Raw genomic sequence first — 17,116 nt, forward strand, 5'->3', positions numbered from 1 at the left:
CTAAACCAACCAGCACCGGGCGAACCCACCGCCCACAGCCAGAAACACACGACACCGACCGCTGCTTCACACGAAGCAGCGGCTTTGTCGTATCCGGGGAGGGATGCGCGCCGTTGGCGGGGCGACGCGCGCCACGCCGCTCGGGTGAGCCGTGTCTCACCGGGGCGGCCACCCTTGTCTATGCAACTAGTTGCATAGAAAGCTGTGCGATATGGCGCTCGAACACGCGATCCTCGTCTCCCTGTTGGAGCAGCCGGGCTCCGGTTACGAACTGGCCCGGCGGTTCGACCGGTCCATCGGCTACTTCTGGACCGCGACCCACCAGCAGATCTACCGCGTTCTCAAGCGTATGGAGAGCGAGGGTGTGCTCGACGTCCGCGAAGTGCCGCAACAGGGACGGCCGGACAAGAAGGAGTACTCCGTCGCCGCCCCCGGCCGCACGGCCCTCTCCGGATGGCTGCACGAGCCGATCGAGCCGGAGAGCCTCCGCCACGATCTCGCGGTGAAGATCCGCGGCGCCGCCTTCGACGACCCGACGGCACTCGTCGACGAGGTCGAGCGGCACCTCCAGGTGCACCGTGCCCGGCTCGCGCACTACCTCAGCGGGGAACTGCGCGACTTCACCGGGCCCGAAGCCCCGGCACCGCTCGACGCCGGCCAGGAACTTCAGCACGTCGTGCTGCGCGGCGGCATCGCGTACGAGCGGATGACGATCGCCTGGCTCGACGACGTCCTCGCCACACTCCAGGCCCTGGGCCGGACATCGCCCTCGGCCTGAGCCGCGCCGCGTTCGGCCGGCCGCTCCCCGGCACCCTCGACCCCCCATCCTCGGAAGGCGGACCCTCATGAGCACTCCCCTGCTGTTCAACCCGCACACGTACGACCCGGCGCACTTCGACCCCGAGACGCGCAGGCTGCTGCGCGCCACCGTCGACTGGTTCGAGGAGCGCGGCAAGCGACGTCTGATCGAGGACTACCGCACCCGCGCCTGGCTCGGTGACTTCCTCGCCTTCGCCGCCAAGGAGCGCCTGTTCGCCACCTTCCTCACCCCGGCCTCCGCCGCCGGGGACGAGGACCAGCGCTGGGACACCGCCCGGATCGCCGCCCTGAACGAGATCCTCGGGTTCTACGGACTCGACTACTGGTACGCGTGGCAGGTGACCATCCTCGGTCTCGGCCCGGTCTGGCAGAGCGACAACGCCGCCGCCCGCGCGCGGGCCGCGGAACTGCTGAACGAGGGCGAGGTCTTCGCGTTCGGCCTCTCCGAGAAGGCCCACGGCGCCGACATCTACTCCACCGACATGCTGCTGGAGCCCACCGACGACGGCGGGTTCCGGGCCACCGGCTCCAAGTACTACATCGGCAACGGCAACGCGGCCGGTCTGGTCTCCGTGTTCGGTCGCCGCACCGACGTCGAAGGCCCGGACGGATACGTCTTCTTCGCGGCCGACAGCCGCCACCCGGCGTACCACCTGGTGAAGAACGTCGTCGACTCCTCCAAGTTCGTCAGCGAGTTCCGGCTGGAGGACTACCCGGTCGCCCCCGAGGACGTCCTGCACACCGGCCGTGCCGCCTTCGACGCGGCGCTCAACACCGTCAACGTCGGCAAGTTCAATCTCTGCACCGCCTCGATCGGCATCTGCGAGCACGCGATGTACGAGGCCGTCACGCACGCGAGCAACCGGATCCTCTACGGCCGCCCCGTCACCGTCTTCCCGCACGTGCGACGGGAGTTGGCCGATGCGTACGTCCGTCTCGTCGGAATGAAGCTGTTCAGCGACCGCGCCGTCGACTACTTCCGCTCGGCCGGTCCCGAGGACCGCCGCTACCTCCTCTTCAACCCGATGACGAAGATGAAGGTGACCATGGAGGGCGAGAAGGTCATCGACCTGATGTGGGACGTCATCGCCGCCAAGGGCTTCGAGAAGGACAACTACTTCGCCCAGGCCGCGGTGGAGATCCGGAGCCTGCCCAAGCTGGAGGGCACGGTCCACGTCAACCTCGCGCTGATCCTCAAGTTCATGCGCAACCACCTGCTGGCGCCAGTCGACCACCCCGTCGTACCGACCCGGCTCGACGCGGCCGACGACGACTTCCTGTTCCGGCAGGGGCCGGCCCGCGGCCTGGGTTCCGTACGCTTCCACGACTGGCGCACCGCCTTCGACGCGTACGCCGAGGTCCCGAACGTCGCCCGCTTCCGGGAACAGGCCGACGCCCTGTGCGAGTTCGTCGCCACCATGGCCCCCGACGAGGAGCAGAGCCGCGACCTCGACTTCCTCCTGTCCGTGGGGCAGCTGTTCGCGCTGGTGGTGTACGGCCAGCTGATTCTGGAGCAGGCGCGTCCGACCGGGCTGGACGAGTCCGTGCTCGACGAGCTGTTCTCCGTGTTCGTCCGTGACTTCTCCGCACACGCCGTCGAACTGCACGGCAAGGACTCCGCGACCGAGCAGCAGCAGCGCTGGGCTCTGGACGCGGTCCGGCGTCCTGTCGTCGACGAGGCGCGTTCGGCGCGGGTCTGGGAGCAGGTCGAGGCGCTGTCCGGGGCGTACGAGATGGCGCTCTAGCAGGCGCGCCGCCAGGACCGTCCCGGTGTCGCGGGGCGGTCCCGGCGGCGCAAGTGGTGTGGTGGGCAAGGGTGGTGACGGATGTCCTGGCCCGTGGTCCGTGTCCCGGCCACACCCGTCGGACAAGAGTCCGCGACCATCGGGGAGAATGGGGGCAACCTCGGCGCACCGCGGCAAACGGTGCCTGACTCGCGGCAGGAGCGCACACGTTGTCCCGGAAGCAGCAAACCCCCGCCACCACCGACAGCCGCAGGCCCGTTGTCGCCGACGGCGGCCGGAAGGACCTTCAGGCCGACTGCGCCGACTGCTTCGGGCTGTGCTGCGTCGCGCTCCCCTTCGCGCGCTCCGCCGACTTCGCGGTCGACAAGAGCGCGGGACAGCCGTGTTCGAACCTCCAGGCGGACTTCCGCTGCGGCATACACTCCCGCCTGCGGGAGAAGGGCTTTCCGGGCTGCACCGCCTACGACTGCTTCGGCGCCGGCCAGAAGGTCTCGCACGTCACCTTCGACGGCACGGACTGGCGTCAGGACCCGCACGGCGCACGCCTGATGTTCGCGGTCTTCCCGCTGATGCGGCAACTGCACGAACTGCTCTGGTACATCACCGAGGCCCTCGGCCACGACTCGGCCCGCCCCGTCCACAAGGACCTCCGCAAGGCCCTCACCCGTGTCGAGGAACTCAGCCGAGGCAGCGCCGAATCGATCCTGGAACTCGACATGGCCGCGCTGCGCGGCGACGTCAACGTCCTGCTGCTGCAGGCCGGCGAGCGCATACGGGCCACGGTCCCGGGCCGCAGGAAGAACCATCGGGGAGCCGACCTGATCGGTGCCAGGCTCGCCGGCGCCGACCTTCGGGGAGCCAACCTCCGCGGCGCCCTGCTCATCGCGGCGGATCTCACCGGGGCCGATCTGCGCACCGCCGACCTGATCGGAGCGGACCTGCGCGGCGCCGATCTGAGCGGGGCCGACCTCACCGGAAGCATCTTCCTGACCCAGGCCCAGGTCAACGCGGCCAAGGGGGACGCGGCCACCCGACTGCCCCCGGCGCTCGGCCGTCCCGCGCACTGGCGCTGACGTGATCCGCCGGACAGGCGCTACGGGCGGAGCACGATCTTGCCGTGGGTGTGGCCCTGTTCGAGCTCGCGGAACGCATCGCGTACCTGCGCCAGCGGGTAGCCGCGGGCGATGGGCACCTCCAGCTCCCCGCGTGCGGCGAGCCGGGCGAGTTCGCCGATCACCACCGCGGACGCCGCCGACCCTTCGCCGTACGTCCGGGCACCGACCTTGGCCGCGGCCTGCCAGTCACGGATCGTGTTGATCCGCTCGGGCCGTACGCCCAACTCGACCGCCAGTTCCACGTATCCGTCGCCGAACGTGTCGATGAACGCGTCGACGTCCCCGCCGGCGGCCTGCCGGATCCGCTCGGCCACGCCCGGCCCGTACGCGACCGGGACGACCCCGCGGTCCTTGAGCCAGGCGTGGTTGCGTTCGCCCGCCAGCCCGATCACCGTGGCGCCGCGCCGCCGTGCGAGCTGCACGGCGAGCGATCCGACGCCGCCCGCCGCACCGGACGCCACAACCGTGTCGGCCGGTCCGGGGTCCACCGCGAACACGCAGGCGTACGCGGTCGTACCGGCCACGTACAACGAACCTGCCACGTCCCAGGACAGCCCCTGCGGACGGTGAATCACGTTCACGTCGTCGACCACGACGAACTCCGCGTGGCTGGCCCGGCCATGAGTGAAGCCCAGGACCTCGTCGCCCACCGCGACGCCGCGCACGTGTGGGCCCGACTCCACCACGACACCGGCCAGATCGCTGCCCTGACCGGACGGGAACGTCGCCGGCCAGCGATCGTGCCGCGCGCCCTTGCGGATCATCACCTCACCGGGCTGGATCCCGGCCGCGCGGACCGCGACGAGCACCTGCCCCGGGCCGGGCACCGGGCGCGCCACCTCCTCCACCCGCAGCACGTCGATCTCGCCGTAGGTGTGGAACCGCACCGCCTTCATCGCGCGATCACCGCTTTCTCGCTCGGCCGGGCATTCGTCGGTCACGCCGCGGACGGCCAACCAACCGGCCGTGCCGTCGCGTTCAACGGCTCGGGAGCGAGTCTGATTCCCTTGCGCACCACCGGCACGGGCAGCATGCGAGCGTGGCTCCCGACGCCGGGGACCACGCCATGGATCACCACCGGAGGCGTCAGGAGTCCCCGGCGGGCTCTTCGGTCTTGGCGGACTCCTTGGCGGACTCCTCCTGAGCCATGAGAAGGAAGCGGCGGATCGCTTCGGGCGTCATGTCGAGTCCCTCGGACGCGGACTTCTCGTCACCGAACACCTGCACCGCCTCGGCGACCGCCACGGCCAGCTCGGCGTCCGCCTTGCGGACCTTGGCCTCGGCCTTGTCCACCATGTCCACCACCGACAGCTGCCGGCGCTGCTTCTCCTGGAGTCTCTGCTTGCGGGAGAGCATCTTGTCAGAATTCTGCACAGTCACGACCAAGATCATAAGCGGGCGGGTACGCACCGCGAAATCAGCAACTCGGCGCCGGGCGGCGGGTCGTCACTGGGGTCTTCGCCCACCCTGGCATGCAGGTCCGCAGGTCGGGGCGCTGCTCGGGACGCGGGCCGGACGGCAGCTCGGGACGCGGGCTTCAGCGCGGCGTCACCCAGTCCGGCGTCCAGGTCCCGGCGGCGTCGTGACCGGTGCCCGTGGCGGCGAGGTGGGCGCGGAGAGTGGCCAGTGCCGGGTGGGTGTTGTCGCGGTGCCAGAGGAGGGAGTGCGGGTAGACGGGGGTCGGCTCGACGACGGGGATGAGACGCAGACCGTGACCGGCGGGCCAGACGAGACGGGTGCGCTCGCCCATGAAGGTGGCCAGGGCGGGGGTGTCGGCGATGGTGTCGAGGAGTGCGTCGGAGCCGAAGTTGGGGCCCGTCGCCTCGATGGTGAGGCCGAACTCGGCGACGAGGTCGTCGTAGTAGGCGGCCCATTCGCTGCCGGGGACGATGCCGGGCATCCAGATCCGGTGCCCGGCGAGCCGGGCGACGGTCACCGACCGGGCGCCCGCCAGCGCATGGGCGGGTCCGGTGAGGAGCTGGAGCGGCTCGTCGATCACCCGGACGGACTCGATGTCCTCGGGAAGGGGCCGCCCGGGCGCGGCCACGGCACGGAAGGACGCGTCGATGGTGCCGGAGCGGATCGCGGCGACGGCTGTCTCGATGTCGAGCAGCATCACCACGTCGAGGTCGGTCTCGGGGTGCGCGCGGTGGAAGGCGCGCATCAGTCCCGACGCGGCGCCGCGGGAGGCGATGATGTCGACGCGCAGCGGTCGGTGCCCGGCCCGTACGGAGGTGACCGCCCGTTCGGCGACCCGCAGCAGCTCGCGCGCGTGGGGCAGGAACGCCTGGCCGTCGATGGTGAGGGTGGCGCCGCGCGCGGTGCGGGTGAACAGCCGCACACCGAGGCCGCGCTCCAGCGCGGCGATACGCTTGGAGACGGCCTGCTGGGTGATCGCCAGCTCGGCGGCGGCCTCCTGGAACTGCCCCGCGTCGGCGGCCACGACAAAGGTCCGGACGGTTTCGAGGTCCACGCCCACCACTCTACGACCACAACCAGTGGTTGTGCCCTGCGGCCGTGCGGTTGTTTGATCGCAGGTCACGGCGCTCGCTTTGATACCCCTGAACGCGGATCGGTTGTAGAGGTACGGGGGAAGGGTGTCGGGCATGAGGCGCGGGCATCGGCGGGGGCACCCGCTGCGACCCCGGTCGGGGCATCCGTCGGGACATGCGTCGGGGCATCCGTCGGGACATCGGTCGGGACGTCGGTCAGGACATCGGCTGGGGCGTCCGTTCGGGTGGCTGTGGGCGGCGTACGGGACCAGTGCGCTGGGCACGTGGCTCGCGTTCGGCGCGTTCGAGCTGATCGCCGTGCGGGTGCTGGACGCCGGACCGGCCGAGGTCGCGGCACTCGCCGCCGTGGGGGCCGCGGTGGGCGCGGCCGTGGCGGTGCCGCTCGGCCCGTGGGTGGAGTTCCGCCGCAAGCGGCCGGTGCTGATCGCGACGGACCTGGTGCGGTGCGCGGCGCTGCTGACGATCCCCGCCGCGTTCGCCGCCGGTGTGCTCACCTTCCTCCAGCTCCTGCTGGTCTCCGTGGTCGTCGCGGCGGCCGACATCACCTTCCGTGCCGCCTCGGGCGCCTACCTGAAGACGCTGCTGCCCGCCGAGGACCTGCTCGTCGCCAACGCCCGGCTGGAGTCCACGGCCTGGACCACCACGATCGTCGGGCCGCCGCTGGGCGGCGCGGCGATCGGGCTCCTGGGGCCGGTGGTGACGGTGGCGGCCGACGCGGTCAGCTATCTCCTGTCGGCCCTGGGCATCCGCGCGACCGGCGGACACGAGCCACCGCCCGGGCCGCGGAAGGCCGAGCGCCTACGGGCCCGTGATCTGCTGGAGGGCTGGCGGTACATCCTCGCAGACGCGACGCTGCGACCGCTGTTCTTCAACACCGCACTGTTCAACGGTCTGGTGATGGCCGCCCAGCCGTTGCTGGCGGTCCTGATGCTCGGCCGGCTCGGGTTCACCCCGTGGCAGTACGGTCTCGCCTTCGCCGCGCCCTCGATCGGCGGGCTGCTCGGTTCACGGCTGGCCCCGGCGCTCGTCACCCGGTTCGGCCGGCACCGGGTCCTGGTCGCGTCCGGGGCGCTGCGCGCGCTCTGGCCGGTCGGCCTGGCCTTCCTGGGACCCGGCGGCGCAGGGCTGCTGCTGGTGATGGGGGTCGAGCTCGGGCTCATCTTCTGCTGCGGGATCTTCAACCCCGTCCAGGCCACCTGCCGCCTCGAACGCACCCCGGCCGACCGCGTCGCCCGTACCCTGTCCGCCTGGGCGGTGACCACCAAGGCCTCGACCGCGCTCCTGACGGCCGTGTGGGGGGTGCTGGGCAGCGTGCTCGGCCCGCGCACCGCCATCGGCCTGGCCGGCGCCCTGCTGCTGGCCACCCCACTGCTGCTCCCCCGCCACCGTGCCGCGGCGCTGCCCTGCGCGCCGGAGCCGGCGGCCGACCCCGTCTGACCGCCTCGTCCGACCGCCCCGTCCGACCGGCCACGACGCATGCGGCGGACAATCCGGATGCGCTCCACCGGCCGGGCCTGACAAGATCCGGACATGCCCATCGTCGACGTGTCGCCCGAAGTGTCCCTCGCCTACGAGAGCTTCGGCGACCCCGGTGACCCCGCCGTGCTGCTCGTGATGGGCTTCGGCGCCCAGCTGATCGCCTGGCACGAGGACTTCTGCCGGGCGCTGGCGGCCCGCGGCCGCCATGTGATCCGCTACGACAACCGTGACAGCGGCCTGTCCACCAAGTTCGACGATCACCCCGTCGACATGAACCGGTTCATCACCGTGGTGAGCTCGGGAGACATCCCCGCCGCCCTGGCGATGGTGCCCTACCGGCTGCAGGACATGGCCGACGACGGCCTGGGCCTGCTCAGCGCGCTCGGGATCGAACGCGCCCATGTGGTCGGGACGTCGATGGGCGGAATGATCGCCCAGACCATGGCCATCACCCACCCGGAGCGGGTGCTGACACTGACGTCGATGATGTCCTCCACCGGCGAGAGCGAGTACGGCCGCTCCAGCCCCGAGGCCCAGGCGGTGCTGTTCGGCCCGAAGCCGGCGGACCGTGCCGGGTACGTCGCGGCGGCGGACCGGGAACTGGTGTGGGCCTCCAGGCGCTACGGCGATGCCGCCGCCCTACGGGATCTCGCCGGCCGCAGTTACGACCGCGCCCACTACCCCGCCGGGGTCGGCCGCCAGCTCGGGGCGATGGTCCTCAGCGGCTCCCGTGCGGACGCACTCCGTACGCTCCGGGTGCCGACGCTGGTGATCCACGGCCTGGACGACACGCTGATCGACCCCAGCGGCGGGCAGCGCACCGCGGAGCTCGTGCCGGGAGCCGAGCTCCTGCTGATCCCCGACATGGGACACGACCGCCCACGCGAACTCTGGCCCGAGATCATCGCCGCCCTGGAAGCCCACACCGGCTGAGCGGGCGATCCGACGGCTCGCCCAACTCATGGGCCACGCCACCGGGTTGTACGAACGGCGTTCGCCCGCCGTACGCCTTCTCCCTGTCTGATGACGGACGGCCGTGAACGCGGCGGGTGTGATCCGGTGAACCGGTGCCATCCTGTGCGTCCACTGCCGTCCCCGTCTGGGTTGCACGCCCGGCACCGCAGGCCGACAACGTTGTCTTCCGGCCGGCCGGACCGTGCGTACGAGTGACGCTGGAGAGGTTACGTGCCCATCAGATCCCGTCCCCCCTTGTCCCGCGCAATCCTCGCGAGGACCGCCCACCGGGACCGCCGGCCCCTGCGCGCGACGGTCGCGGCGCTGCTCACCGGGGCGCTCGCCCTGGCCGCACTGGCGGGTGGCGGCGCGGCCGCCGCGGTGCCCGGCCCCACCCCCTCCGCAGGGTCCGGTAAGACATCCGGCGCCACGGACTACACGGCCCTCGTCGACCCGTTCGTGTCGACCGCCGGAGACGACGGCAACGACCTGCCGGGCGCCCAGGCGCCGCACGGTCTGGCCAAGGTCAACCCGCTGACCACGCCCGGCCGCAGCCACTCCGGGTACGACTACGACGTGAACCACATCGCCGGGTTCACCGCCACGAACCTCGACGGCGTCGGCGGCTCGGGCGGCGGTGGCGACCTGCTCGTCGTCCCGACCTCCGTACGGTACGACAAGCGCCCCGCGCCCGGCACGTACGCCCACGCGTACCGTCACGAGGACGAGACCGCGACGCCCGGGTACTACCAGGTGGGGCTCGGGTCCGTCTCCGGAACCGGTACGTCGGTGACGCAGGACTCCGGCACCGTACGGGCCGAGGTGACCGCGACGACGCGCACGGCGCTGGAGCGGTACAGCTTCCCCGCCGGGGCGGAGCCCGAACTCGTCCTCGACCTGGCGAACAACTTCACCAGCCGCACCCGTTCGACGCTCCGGGCGACGACGCTCCCGGACGGGACCACCTCGGTCTCCGGGATCGTCGCGGGGTCGTTCAACGGCGCCTCGTACCAGCTGTACTACACCGCCACCACAAACGTTCCCGTGACCTCCCTCAAGAGCTGGGGCGGCGACGGAAAGCTGAGCGACTCCACCGCACAGGAAGGCAGCGACACCGGCGCCGTCCTCGGGTTCGACAAGGCCGCCGGGAACGACATCGAACTGCGCATCACACTGTCGCCGATCAGCGCGGAACAGGCCGCGGCCGACCAGCGGAACGAGGTCGGTCGCCTCACCTTCGACCAGGCGCGCGCCCAGACGAAGGCGGACTGGAACCGCGCGCTCGGCGCCGTCGACGTACGCGCCTCCGCGACGTCCGATCCCGGGTCGACGCTCACCGAGGAGTTCTACACGCACCTGTACCGCATGTACGCGCTGCCGGTGAACGCCACCAGCACCAGCGGGACTTACCGCGGCGCGGACGGAGCGGTGCACAAGGCGAACGGCTTCACGTACTACGACGGCTGGTCCACCTGGGACGACTTCCGCAAGTACTCCGTCGAGGCGTACATCGACCCGGCCACCTACCGGGACATGGTGCAGTCGCTGATCGAGCTCTTCGCCGATGCGCACACCTCCGGCAAGAGCCTGGGCAGCCTCACCCACTCGGTGCCGACCGTCCGCTGGGAGCGCTCGCCCGTACTGATCGCGGACGCGCTGTCGAAGGGCTTCAAGGACTTCGACCGGCTCGACGAGGCGTACCCGGCACTGGAGTCGTACGCCGGGTACTACACGGGGGCGCAGCTGCGGCAGGGCTACGTCAGCGGGGATCCCGGCAAGACCGTCCAGCGCGGCTACGACCAGTGGGCGCTGTCCGTCATCGCCGACGCGCTCGGCAAGGACGAGGACGCGAAGAAGCTGCGTACCCAGTCGACCATGGCGATCGACAACCTGGTGAAGTCCGGCGCCTGGACGGCGGCCGACGGCACGAAGGTCGGTCTGCTCACCCCGCGTGCCACGGGCGGCGACTGGCAGAGCGCCGACTACGAGAAGTTCGAGGCGGCCGGTCTCTACCAGGGCACGCTCTGGCAGTACCACTGGTACGACGCGTACGACATGGGCGGCCTGATCGAGGCCATGGGCGGCGCGAAGGCCGGCAAGGCCGCGGTGGAGCACATGTTCGGCGAGGACTCCGGTGCCGACGACGGCTCGACCATGCTGCACTCCAACGCCAACGAGATCGACCTCCAGGCCCCGTACCTCTTCAACTACGTCGGTGAGCCGAGCCTGACGCAGAAGTGGGTGCGCGCCATCTACACCGGCGCCACCTGGAACCGCTACATCGCGACGGGCTCCTCGAACGAAGCCCCCAGCTCCGGCGGCGAGTTCCGCCCGCCCGTCAAGACCCAGGTCTACAAGCTCTCCCCGAAGGGCTTCCTGCCGACCATGGACAACGACGCCGGAACGATGTCGACCATGTTCGTCGGGGCCGCCCTGGGCCTGTTCCCGGTGACCGCAGGTTCCGGCCAGTTCCAGATCGGCAGCCCGTTCTTCGACTCCACGACGATCCGCTACGCCAACGGCGCCCGGTTCACGGTGAAGGCCGAAGGCGTGTCGCCGAGCAACTACTACGTGCAGAGCGCGACCCTCAACGGCAAGCGGTTCGGCGACACTTGGCTGGACTACTCGCAGATCGTCTCGGGCGGGACCCTGGACTTCACGATGGGCGCCGAGCCCTCCCGGTGGGGCGCCCGCACGAAGCCCGCCTACTCGCTGAACACCGACGCGGGCGACACCGGTGACGGCGGCACGGGCACCGGCCGGGGCGACACCGTCGTCTCCGCCCGCCCGGGCACCGTCGACACCGCGGCGGACGGCGCCGTCGACGGCAGCGTGCGGCTCACCCTGTCCGGACCGGCGTCGTTCGCCGCCCGCAGGGGAACCAGCCTGACCGGGTCCGGGGCGGCCACCGTGACCGGCCTGCCGGGCGGTGTCACGGCGGACCTGCGCGTCGCCGGCCCGCGTACGGCGACGCTGTCGCTCACCGGCAGCACGCAGGTCGACGCGCGGTTCGGCATCACCTTCCAGGACCAGGCCTTCGCGCACGGCGTGCACGCCTCGACGGTGCGCGGCACCGGGATATCCCCGACCGACCCGCTCGTCGTCTCCGCCGCCGCGGTGCCCCGCAAGGCGCTCGGCGCATTCGTCGGGCAGGCCTCGCTGGTGCGCAGCGGCCACTACTCCGACGGCTCGTGGAGTGTGTTCCGGTCGGCGCTCGAACGCGCGCGTACCGTGCTCGCGGATCCGGCCTCCGTGACGGGAACGCTCATGGCCGCGGACGACGCGCTGCACTCCGCCGTCGACACGCTCACCATCGACGAGGGCGGCTACGCCGTCCTCCAGGCCGAGGCGCCCGACCAGATGGAGGGTCCCAGCCTCGTGAAGGAGGCGTACTACTCGGACGGCGACCTCGGCGGTGTCACCGAGGGTTCGTGGGAGCGGTTCACCAAGCTGGACTTCGGCGGGGTCGCCCCGCGCAGCATCGCGGTCCGCTACGCGAACTCGCAGGCGACGAACGCGAAGCCGAGCAGCGTCGACATCCACGCCGGTGCCGCCGACGGCCCCGTCGTCGCCACCGTCCAGCTCCCCGGAACGGGCGGCTGGCAGTACTACAGCACGGTGCAGGCGGCCGTCACCGCCCCGGACGCGCTGCTGGACGCGTCGAGCGCGACGTTCGTCTTCCACGCCCCGTCGGGCCAGTCGTGGGTGTCGAACTTCGACTGGTACCAGTTCTCGGCGAGCGAGGTCTCCTCGTCCACCACGACCACGCTCGCCACGCTGACCGCGGCCAACAGCACCACGACCGGCGGGGGTTCGCTCCCGCTCAACCTCACGAACGGCATCTTCGAGAACACCACGGACGGCGCGTGGGCCCGGTGGACGGGCATCGACCTCCACGAGGGCGCCGACACCGTCACCGTCCGCTACGACAAGCCCCAGTCGCGCGCGGCGTCGGACTCGCACATCGAACTGCACCTCGGCGCGAAGGACGGTCCGAAGAAGGCGGACATCCCCCTCGACTACACCGGATCGGGCTGGGGAAGCGTCGCCACCACGACCGTACGGCTCGACCCGGGCGTCTTCAGCGGCGTCCAGGACGTGTACGCCGACTTCGTCTCCGGCACCCAGTCGTCCACGCAGCCCTATGTGGCCAACGTCTACGCGCTGACACTCACTCAGGACAGCGCCGCTCCCGTGGCGTTCGACGCCACCGCGTTCCGCTCCAACAGCGGCGGCGGGCTCAAGAGCGAGCCGGTCGGCTGGAGCGGCGCGGGTTCCACCACCGACCTCGGCGGCACCTACGACGGAGCCTGGCTGGACTACGGGGACATCGACTTCGGCGGTTCCGCCAAGAACACCGTCACGATCACCTAGGTCAACAACTCCGCCCGCTGCGGCACCGGTTCCGCCGTCCAGCTGTACCTGGACGCCTTCGACGCGACCGCCCCCGGTACGCCGTACGCGACCGTCCCGCTGCCCGTCACCGGTGCCGCGTGGTCGTCGGGCGGGACGACGAGCCTCGCCCTGCCCGAGGCGATCACCGGCAGGCACGCCGTCCACCTGCGGCTGGTGACGACCCCGGACTCCTCGCACCCCTACGTCGCCAACCTGGGGCGGATCACCTTCGACCACGTCGCCGCGCCCGCCGTCACGGACCGATCCGCCCTGCGCGGGGCGATCGACCGGTACGCGGGCCTGGCCGACGACGCGGAGCGCTACGACACGGTCGACTTCGGGGTGTACCGCCGCGAACTCGCCGCCGCCCGGGCCCTCGTCGACGCCGACGACGTGACCCAGCCCGAGGTCGACACCCGCACCCGCAGTCTCACCCTCGCGGCCGGACAGCTGGTCCCGCTCCCGCGGCTGAGGCTGGAGGACCTGGTCGCGACCGTGTCCGGCCTCACCGACGACCGCTACACGGACGCGTCGTGGACGGCGTTCACCACGGCACTCGCCGAGGCGAGGAACGCGGTCGCGGACACCGGGGCCGAGGACGCGACCCTCACCGCCCGGTACGACGCCCTGCGTCACGCCGTGGCCGCACTCACCGCCGGGCCCAGGACCGTACCGGCCGCGCCCGACGCGGTGTCGGCGACGTCGTCCGGCACGAGCGTGACCGTCGCCTGGTCCGCGCCCGAGGACACCGGCGGCTCACCGGTCACCGGCTACCGGGTCACCCTCGACGACGGCCACCGGGTCGAGATCCGCGATCCGGCGGCCCACAGCACGACGTTCACCTGGCTGCGGGCCGGCCGGTCGTACACGGCGCGGGTCAGCGCGGTGAACGCCGTCGGCACCTCGCGCCCGAGCCCCGCCACCGCCCCCGTGGTCACCGGCGGCGGCAAGCCGCAGAAGCCGGCCGTGACGGGGGTGCTCACCGACGGCAGGCAGGTCCGGGTGACCTGGCGGGCGGCCGGCGACGGCGGCTTCCCGGTCATCGGCTACACCGTGGCCCTCGACGACGGAACCACCGCGCACGTTCCCCCGACGATGCACACCGCACTGCTGACGACCACCGGCAGGGCGAGGGCACACACGGCGACCGTGACCGCGCTCACCCTGGCCGGCTCCTCCGACGACTCCCCCACTACCGCCTCGGCACAGGGGTCCGCGGCAACCGTCGCGGCGGAGGCGGCCGACCCGGCGTACGTGCCGTCCCCCTTCCCTGACGACACGCTCAACGCGGCCTACGCGTCGGACCGGTGGCCGGGCACCGGCGACGGGACCGACTACGTCAACGGTCTGCTCGACGGCTTCAAGGACCTCGACTCCGGCGTCCTCGGACCCAACACCAAAGTCCCGACCGGCACTTCGGCCACCGCCGAGAACGACCGGATCGCCGTGCGCATCAACAACGCGGCCACGCAGGCGGAGGTGGACCGGGCCGAGGTCGACGCGACGCACAGCGCCACCGTCACGATGGCCGACAGCCTCGGCTCCCGGCTCGGCCGGATCTACAGCGACGCCCTGAACGGCGGCCGACTGCCGAAGACCAGTGCCCTGTTCTCCCGGGTCATGAAGAACCTCGACAAGGTCGACGCGGCGAAGAACCACTACGGCTATCTGCGCCCGTACGTACGGCTCGGGTTCGTCGGCGACGGCGGGGCGGTCTACGAGTCGCAGGACGGCTCCTACGGCAGCCTCACCACCAGCGGCTCGTACCCGAGCGGCCACACCTACGGAGGCTACGAGGCCGGGACCGTCCTCGCCACGCTCCTGCCGGAGCTGGCACCGTCGGTCCTCGCGCGCACCTCGGAGTACGGGGACAACCGCGTCGTCCTCGGGTTCCACTACCCTCTGGACGTGATGGGAGGCCGCATCACCGGACAGGCCACCGTGGCACACCGGTGGGCGGACCCCGACTTCCGCCGACTGCTGATGCAGGCCCACACCGAGATCGAGAACGTACTGCTCGCGCAGTGCGAGCAGGAGGGGTACGGCGACACGCTCGCGGCCTGCGCGGGCGACCCCTACGCCGGTCTGAGCACGGCGCAGGACGTCGACCTGTACACGCGCCGCCTGACCTACGGGTTCTCCCGGGTGGCGAAGCCCGGGCAGGCGCTCGAGGCGCCGTCCGAAGCGGCGGCCCTGCTCGTCACGGCCTTCCCGGACCTCACCACCGAGCAGCGCACCCAGGTCCTGGAGCAGACCGCGACGGACTCCGGGTATCCGCTCGACCTGACCGCGGACGGCGGAGCGAGCTGGCAGCGGATCAACCTGGCGGCCGCGATGGCGGCGCAGGTGGTGGTGAACGCCGACGGGTCGGTCACGGTGACGAACTTCGCGGACGCCACCGAGGCCAGTGTGGCCGACGCCGCCGCCGTCACGGTGGGGGGCGTCCCGATCGACGGGTTCGACCCGGCGGTGTCCACGTACGTCGTCGACTGGCCGAAGGACACGAGGATCCCGGCCGTCTCCGCCGTCCCGGCCCGGTCCGGCGCGCGGGTGAAGGTCACCGACGGCAGTTCGGTCCTGTCGTCGCCCGGGTCCCGGTTCGTCACCCGCACCATCCGGGTGACCTCGGCCAACGGCGCGGTCACCCGGACCTACACGGTCGGATTCCAGCCCACGGACCGGGACGACCGGCCGGTCGCGGCCGGCGGCAACGGCGGTGACCACGACCGGTTGGGACCCGTCCCGTGGAACCTCGGGGGCAACGGAACAGGCTCCGCCGACGGTGCCGGGCTCTGGTCGCCGGCGGCGGAGTGGGCGGAGCGCATGAGCATCCGCGGGGTGTACGGCCCGAGGTGACCACTCGACAGCCGACGCACGGCCCCTGCGGACGAACCACCACGGTTCGCCCGCAGGGGCCGTCCGCATGACGGCCCGACCCCTGCACGTGGTGTGCTGCTGGGACGAGAACGGCGCCCTGGAATGCACGGGAATCGTCTAGCGGATTCCTACTCCGGCACCACCGGGGGCAGCGGTTCGCAGGCTGCGTGCCAGGCGGCGGGAAGGGCGGCGACGCCCGTGCGGGCGGCGATCACCCCGCCCGCGACAGCGCAGGTGGTGTCGATGTCACCGCGCCCGGCGACCGTGACCCACAGGCCCTCGTGCAGGTCGTCGAGGTGCCGCGCCGCACACCACAGGGCGTAGGGGACGGTGTCGGGGCCTGACATCCGGTACCCCGAGCCCAGGACCTCCGCGGCGTGCCGGACCGAGGTGTGCTCCGGCATCCGGCCGGCGATCCGCACTCCCGACCGGACGTCGCTGTCGGGGAGTCGTTCGGCGACCGCCCGGAGGAAGTCCGGCCCGGCCGGGGCGGGTCCGCCTCGGCTGCGGGTCGCCAGCGCCGCGGCGACGGCGACCGCCACCGCCGCGGCGACCGCCTCCGGGTGGTGGTGCGAGACCGCGCTCTGGCGGGCGGCCTGCTCGGCGGCCGCGTCGAGGTCGGCGGAGTGCCAGGCGCCGAGCGGGGCGACGCGCATGGCAGCGCCGTTGCCCCAGGATCCCTGGCCGCCGAACTGTCCGGTGACGACCTCCCGCCAGGGCTCGCCCGCGCCTATCCGTCGCAGCACGTCGTGCATGGAGGCTCCGTAGCCGCGATGCGTGTCGTCGGCGTAGGCGGCCGCGAAGCGCAGGGCGAGACGGTCCTGGTCGACGGTGCCGCCGCCCTCGGCGAGTTCCCGGACGAGAACCAGCGCCTGGGCGGTGTCGTCGCTCCACCGCCACAGCGGTTCCGCGGGCAGCGTCCGCGCCTCCAGGGCCGCCGGACCCGCCTGGCGCAGGATGCCGAACCAACGGTCACCGAAGGCGTCGCCGAACGCGAGCCCGTACAACGAATCCAGCACGGCAGTAGGCATGTTGATCACCGGGACAGCATCGCAGCACGACCTGCCGCGCCCCGATTCCGGGTCGGCCGGCGACGCGCGGAATCTTCGCGTCCGGGGGTCTGCGTCCGGGGATCTCGGCCCAGGCACGCCTTGGACGTATCGCGGGTGTATCGAAAAACACATACGCCCCCGCAACCGCCCTCCGGCTTCCATGGGGA

At 71.8% G+C, this 17,116-nt stretch carries 11 protein-coding genes; 7 read left to right on the forward strand and 4 right to left on the reverse strand.

From position 1 onward, the window contains the following. Positions 1-211 precede the first annotated feature (211 nt). The 3 genes from ACZ7OY_RS43565 to ACZ7OY_RS43575 all read left to right on the forward strand — a co-directional run bounded on the left by ACZ7OY_RS43565 (position 212) and on the right by ACZ7OY_RS43575 (position 3,637). Positions 212-778 (forward strand): PadR family transcriptional regulator, encoded by a 567-nt coding sequence (locus ACZ7OY_RS43565; protein WP_472251037.1) that lies wholly within the window; start codon positions 212-214, stop codon positions 776-778. Positions 779-845: 67 nt separating this feature from the next. Next, a complete protein-coding gene (locus ACZ7OY_RS43570) occupies positions 846-2,564 on the forward strand; it encodes an acyl-CoA dehydrogenase family protein (protein ID WP_472251038.1) in 1,719 nt (572 codons plus the stop codon). Positions 2,565-2,773: 209 nt separating this feature from the next. Beyond that, complete coding sequence (locus ACZ7OY_RS43575) at positions 2,774-3,637, forward strand: pentapeptide repeat-containing protein (RefSeq protein WP_472251039.1); 864 nt, start codon at positions 2,774-2,776, stop codon at positions 3,635-3,637. A 20-nt stretch (positions 3,638-3,657) separates the two neighbouring features. On the opposite strand, the gene ACZ7OY_RS43580 is transcribed toward ACZ7OY_RS43575, so the two are convergent. The 3 genes from ACZ7OY_RS43580 to ACZ7OY_RS43590 all read right to left on the reverse strand — a co-directional run bounded on the left by ACZ7OY_RS43580 (position 3,658) and on the right by ACZ7OY_RS43590 (position 6,152). Beyond that, positions 3,658-4,575 carry an NADP-dependent oxidoreductase gene (locus tag ACZ7OY_RS43580; protein ID WP_472251058.1) on the reverse strand — a complete coding sequence of 306 codons (918 nt, stop codon included), beginning with the start codon at positions 4,573-4,575 and terminating at the stop codon, positions 3,658-3,660. 190 nt (positions 4,576-4,765) lie between these two features. Beyond that, a complete protein-coding gene (locus ACZ7OY_RS43585) occupies positions 4,766-5,059 on the reverse strand; it encodes a hypothetical protein (RefSeq protein WP_351613253.1) in 294 nt (97 codons plus the stop codon). Between the two features lie 157 nt (positions 5,060-5,216). Further along, entirely contained in the window at positions 5,217-6,152 is a 936-nt protein-coding gene (locus tag ACZ7OY_RS43590) for a LysR family transcriptional regulator (protein ID WP_472251040.1), read from the reverse strand. Positions 6,153-6,285: 133 nt separating this feature from the next. Here ACZ7OY_RS43590 and ACZ7OY_RS43595 point away from each other — a divergent pair, with 133 nt between their 5' ends. The 4 genes from ACZ7OY_RS43595 (at position 6,286) to ACZ7OY_RS43610 (ending at position 15,876) form a co-directional block, all read left to right on the forward strand. Next, a complete protein-coding gene (locus ACZ7OY_RS43595; protein WP_472251041.1) occupies positions 6,286-7,629 on the forward strand; it encodes an MFS transporter in 1,344 nt (447 codons plus the stop codon). 93 nt (positions 7,630-7,722) lie between these two features. Then, a complete protein-coding gene (locus ACZ7OY_RS43600) occupies positions 7,723-8,604 on the forward strand; it encodes an alpha/beta fold hydrolase (RefSeq protein WP_472251042.1) in 882 nt (293 codons plus the stop codon). Between the two features lie 276 nt (positions 8,605-8,880). Next, positions 8,881-12,999 carry a glycoside hydrolase domain-containing protein gene (locus tag ACZ7OY_RS43605; RefSeq protein ID WP_472251043.1) on the forward strand — a complete coding sequence of 1,373 codons (4,119 nt, stop codon included), beginning with the start codon at positions 8,881-8,883 and terminating at the stop codon, positions 12,997-12,999. A gap of 195 nt (positions 13,000-13,194) precedes the next feature. Beyond that, the gene (locus ACZ7OY_RS43610; RefSeq protein WP_472251044.1) at positions 13,195-15,876 is read left to right on the forward strand and encodes a fibronectin type III domain-containing protein; all 2,682 of its coding nucleotides are present in this window, start codon (positions 13,195-13,197) and stop codon (positions 15,874-15,876) included. Positions 15,877-16,025: 149 nt separating this feature from the next. Here ACZ7OY_RS43610 and ACZ7OY_RS43615 read toward each other — a convergent pair whose 3' ends face one another. After that, complete coding sequence (locus ACZ7OY_RS43615; RefSeq protein WP_472251045.1) at positions 16,026-16,928, reverse strand: ADP-ribosylglycohydrolase family protein; 903 nt, start codon at positions 16,926-16,928, stop codon at positions 16,026-16,028. Between the last annotated feature and the right edge of the window lie 188 nt (positions 16,929-17,116).

It is taken from the genome of Streptomyces sp. NPDC107559 (genome assembly GCF_055657365.1).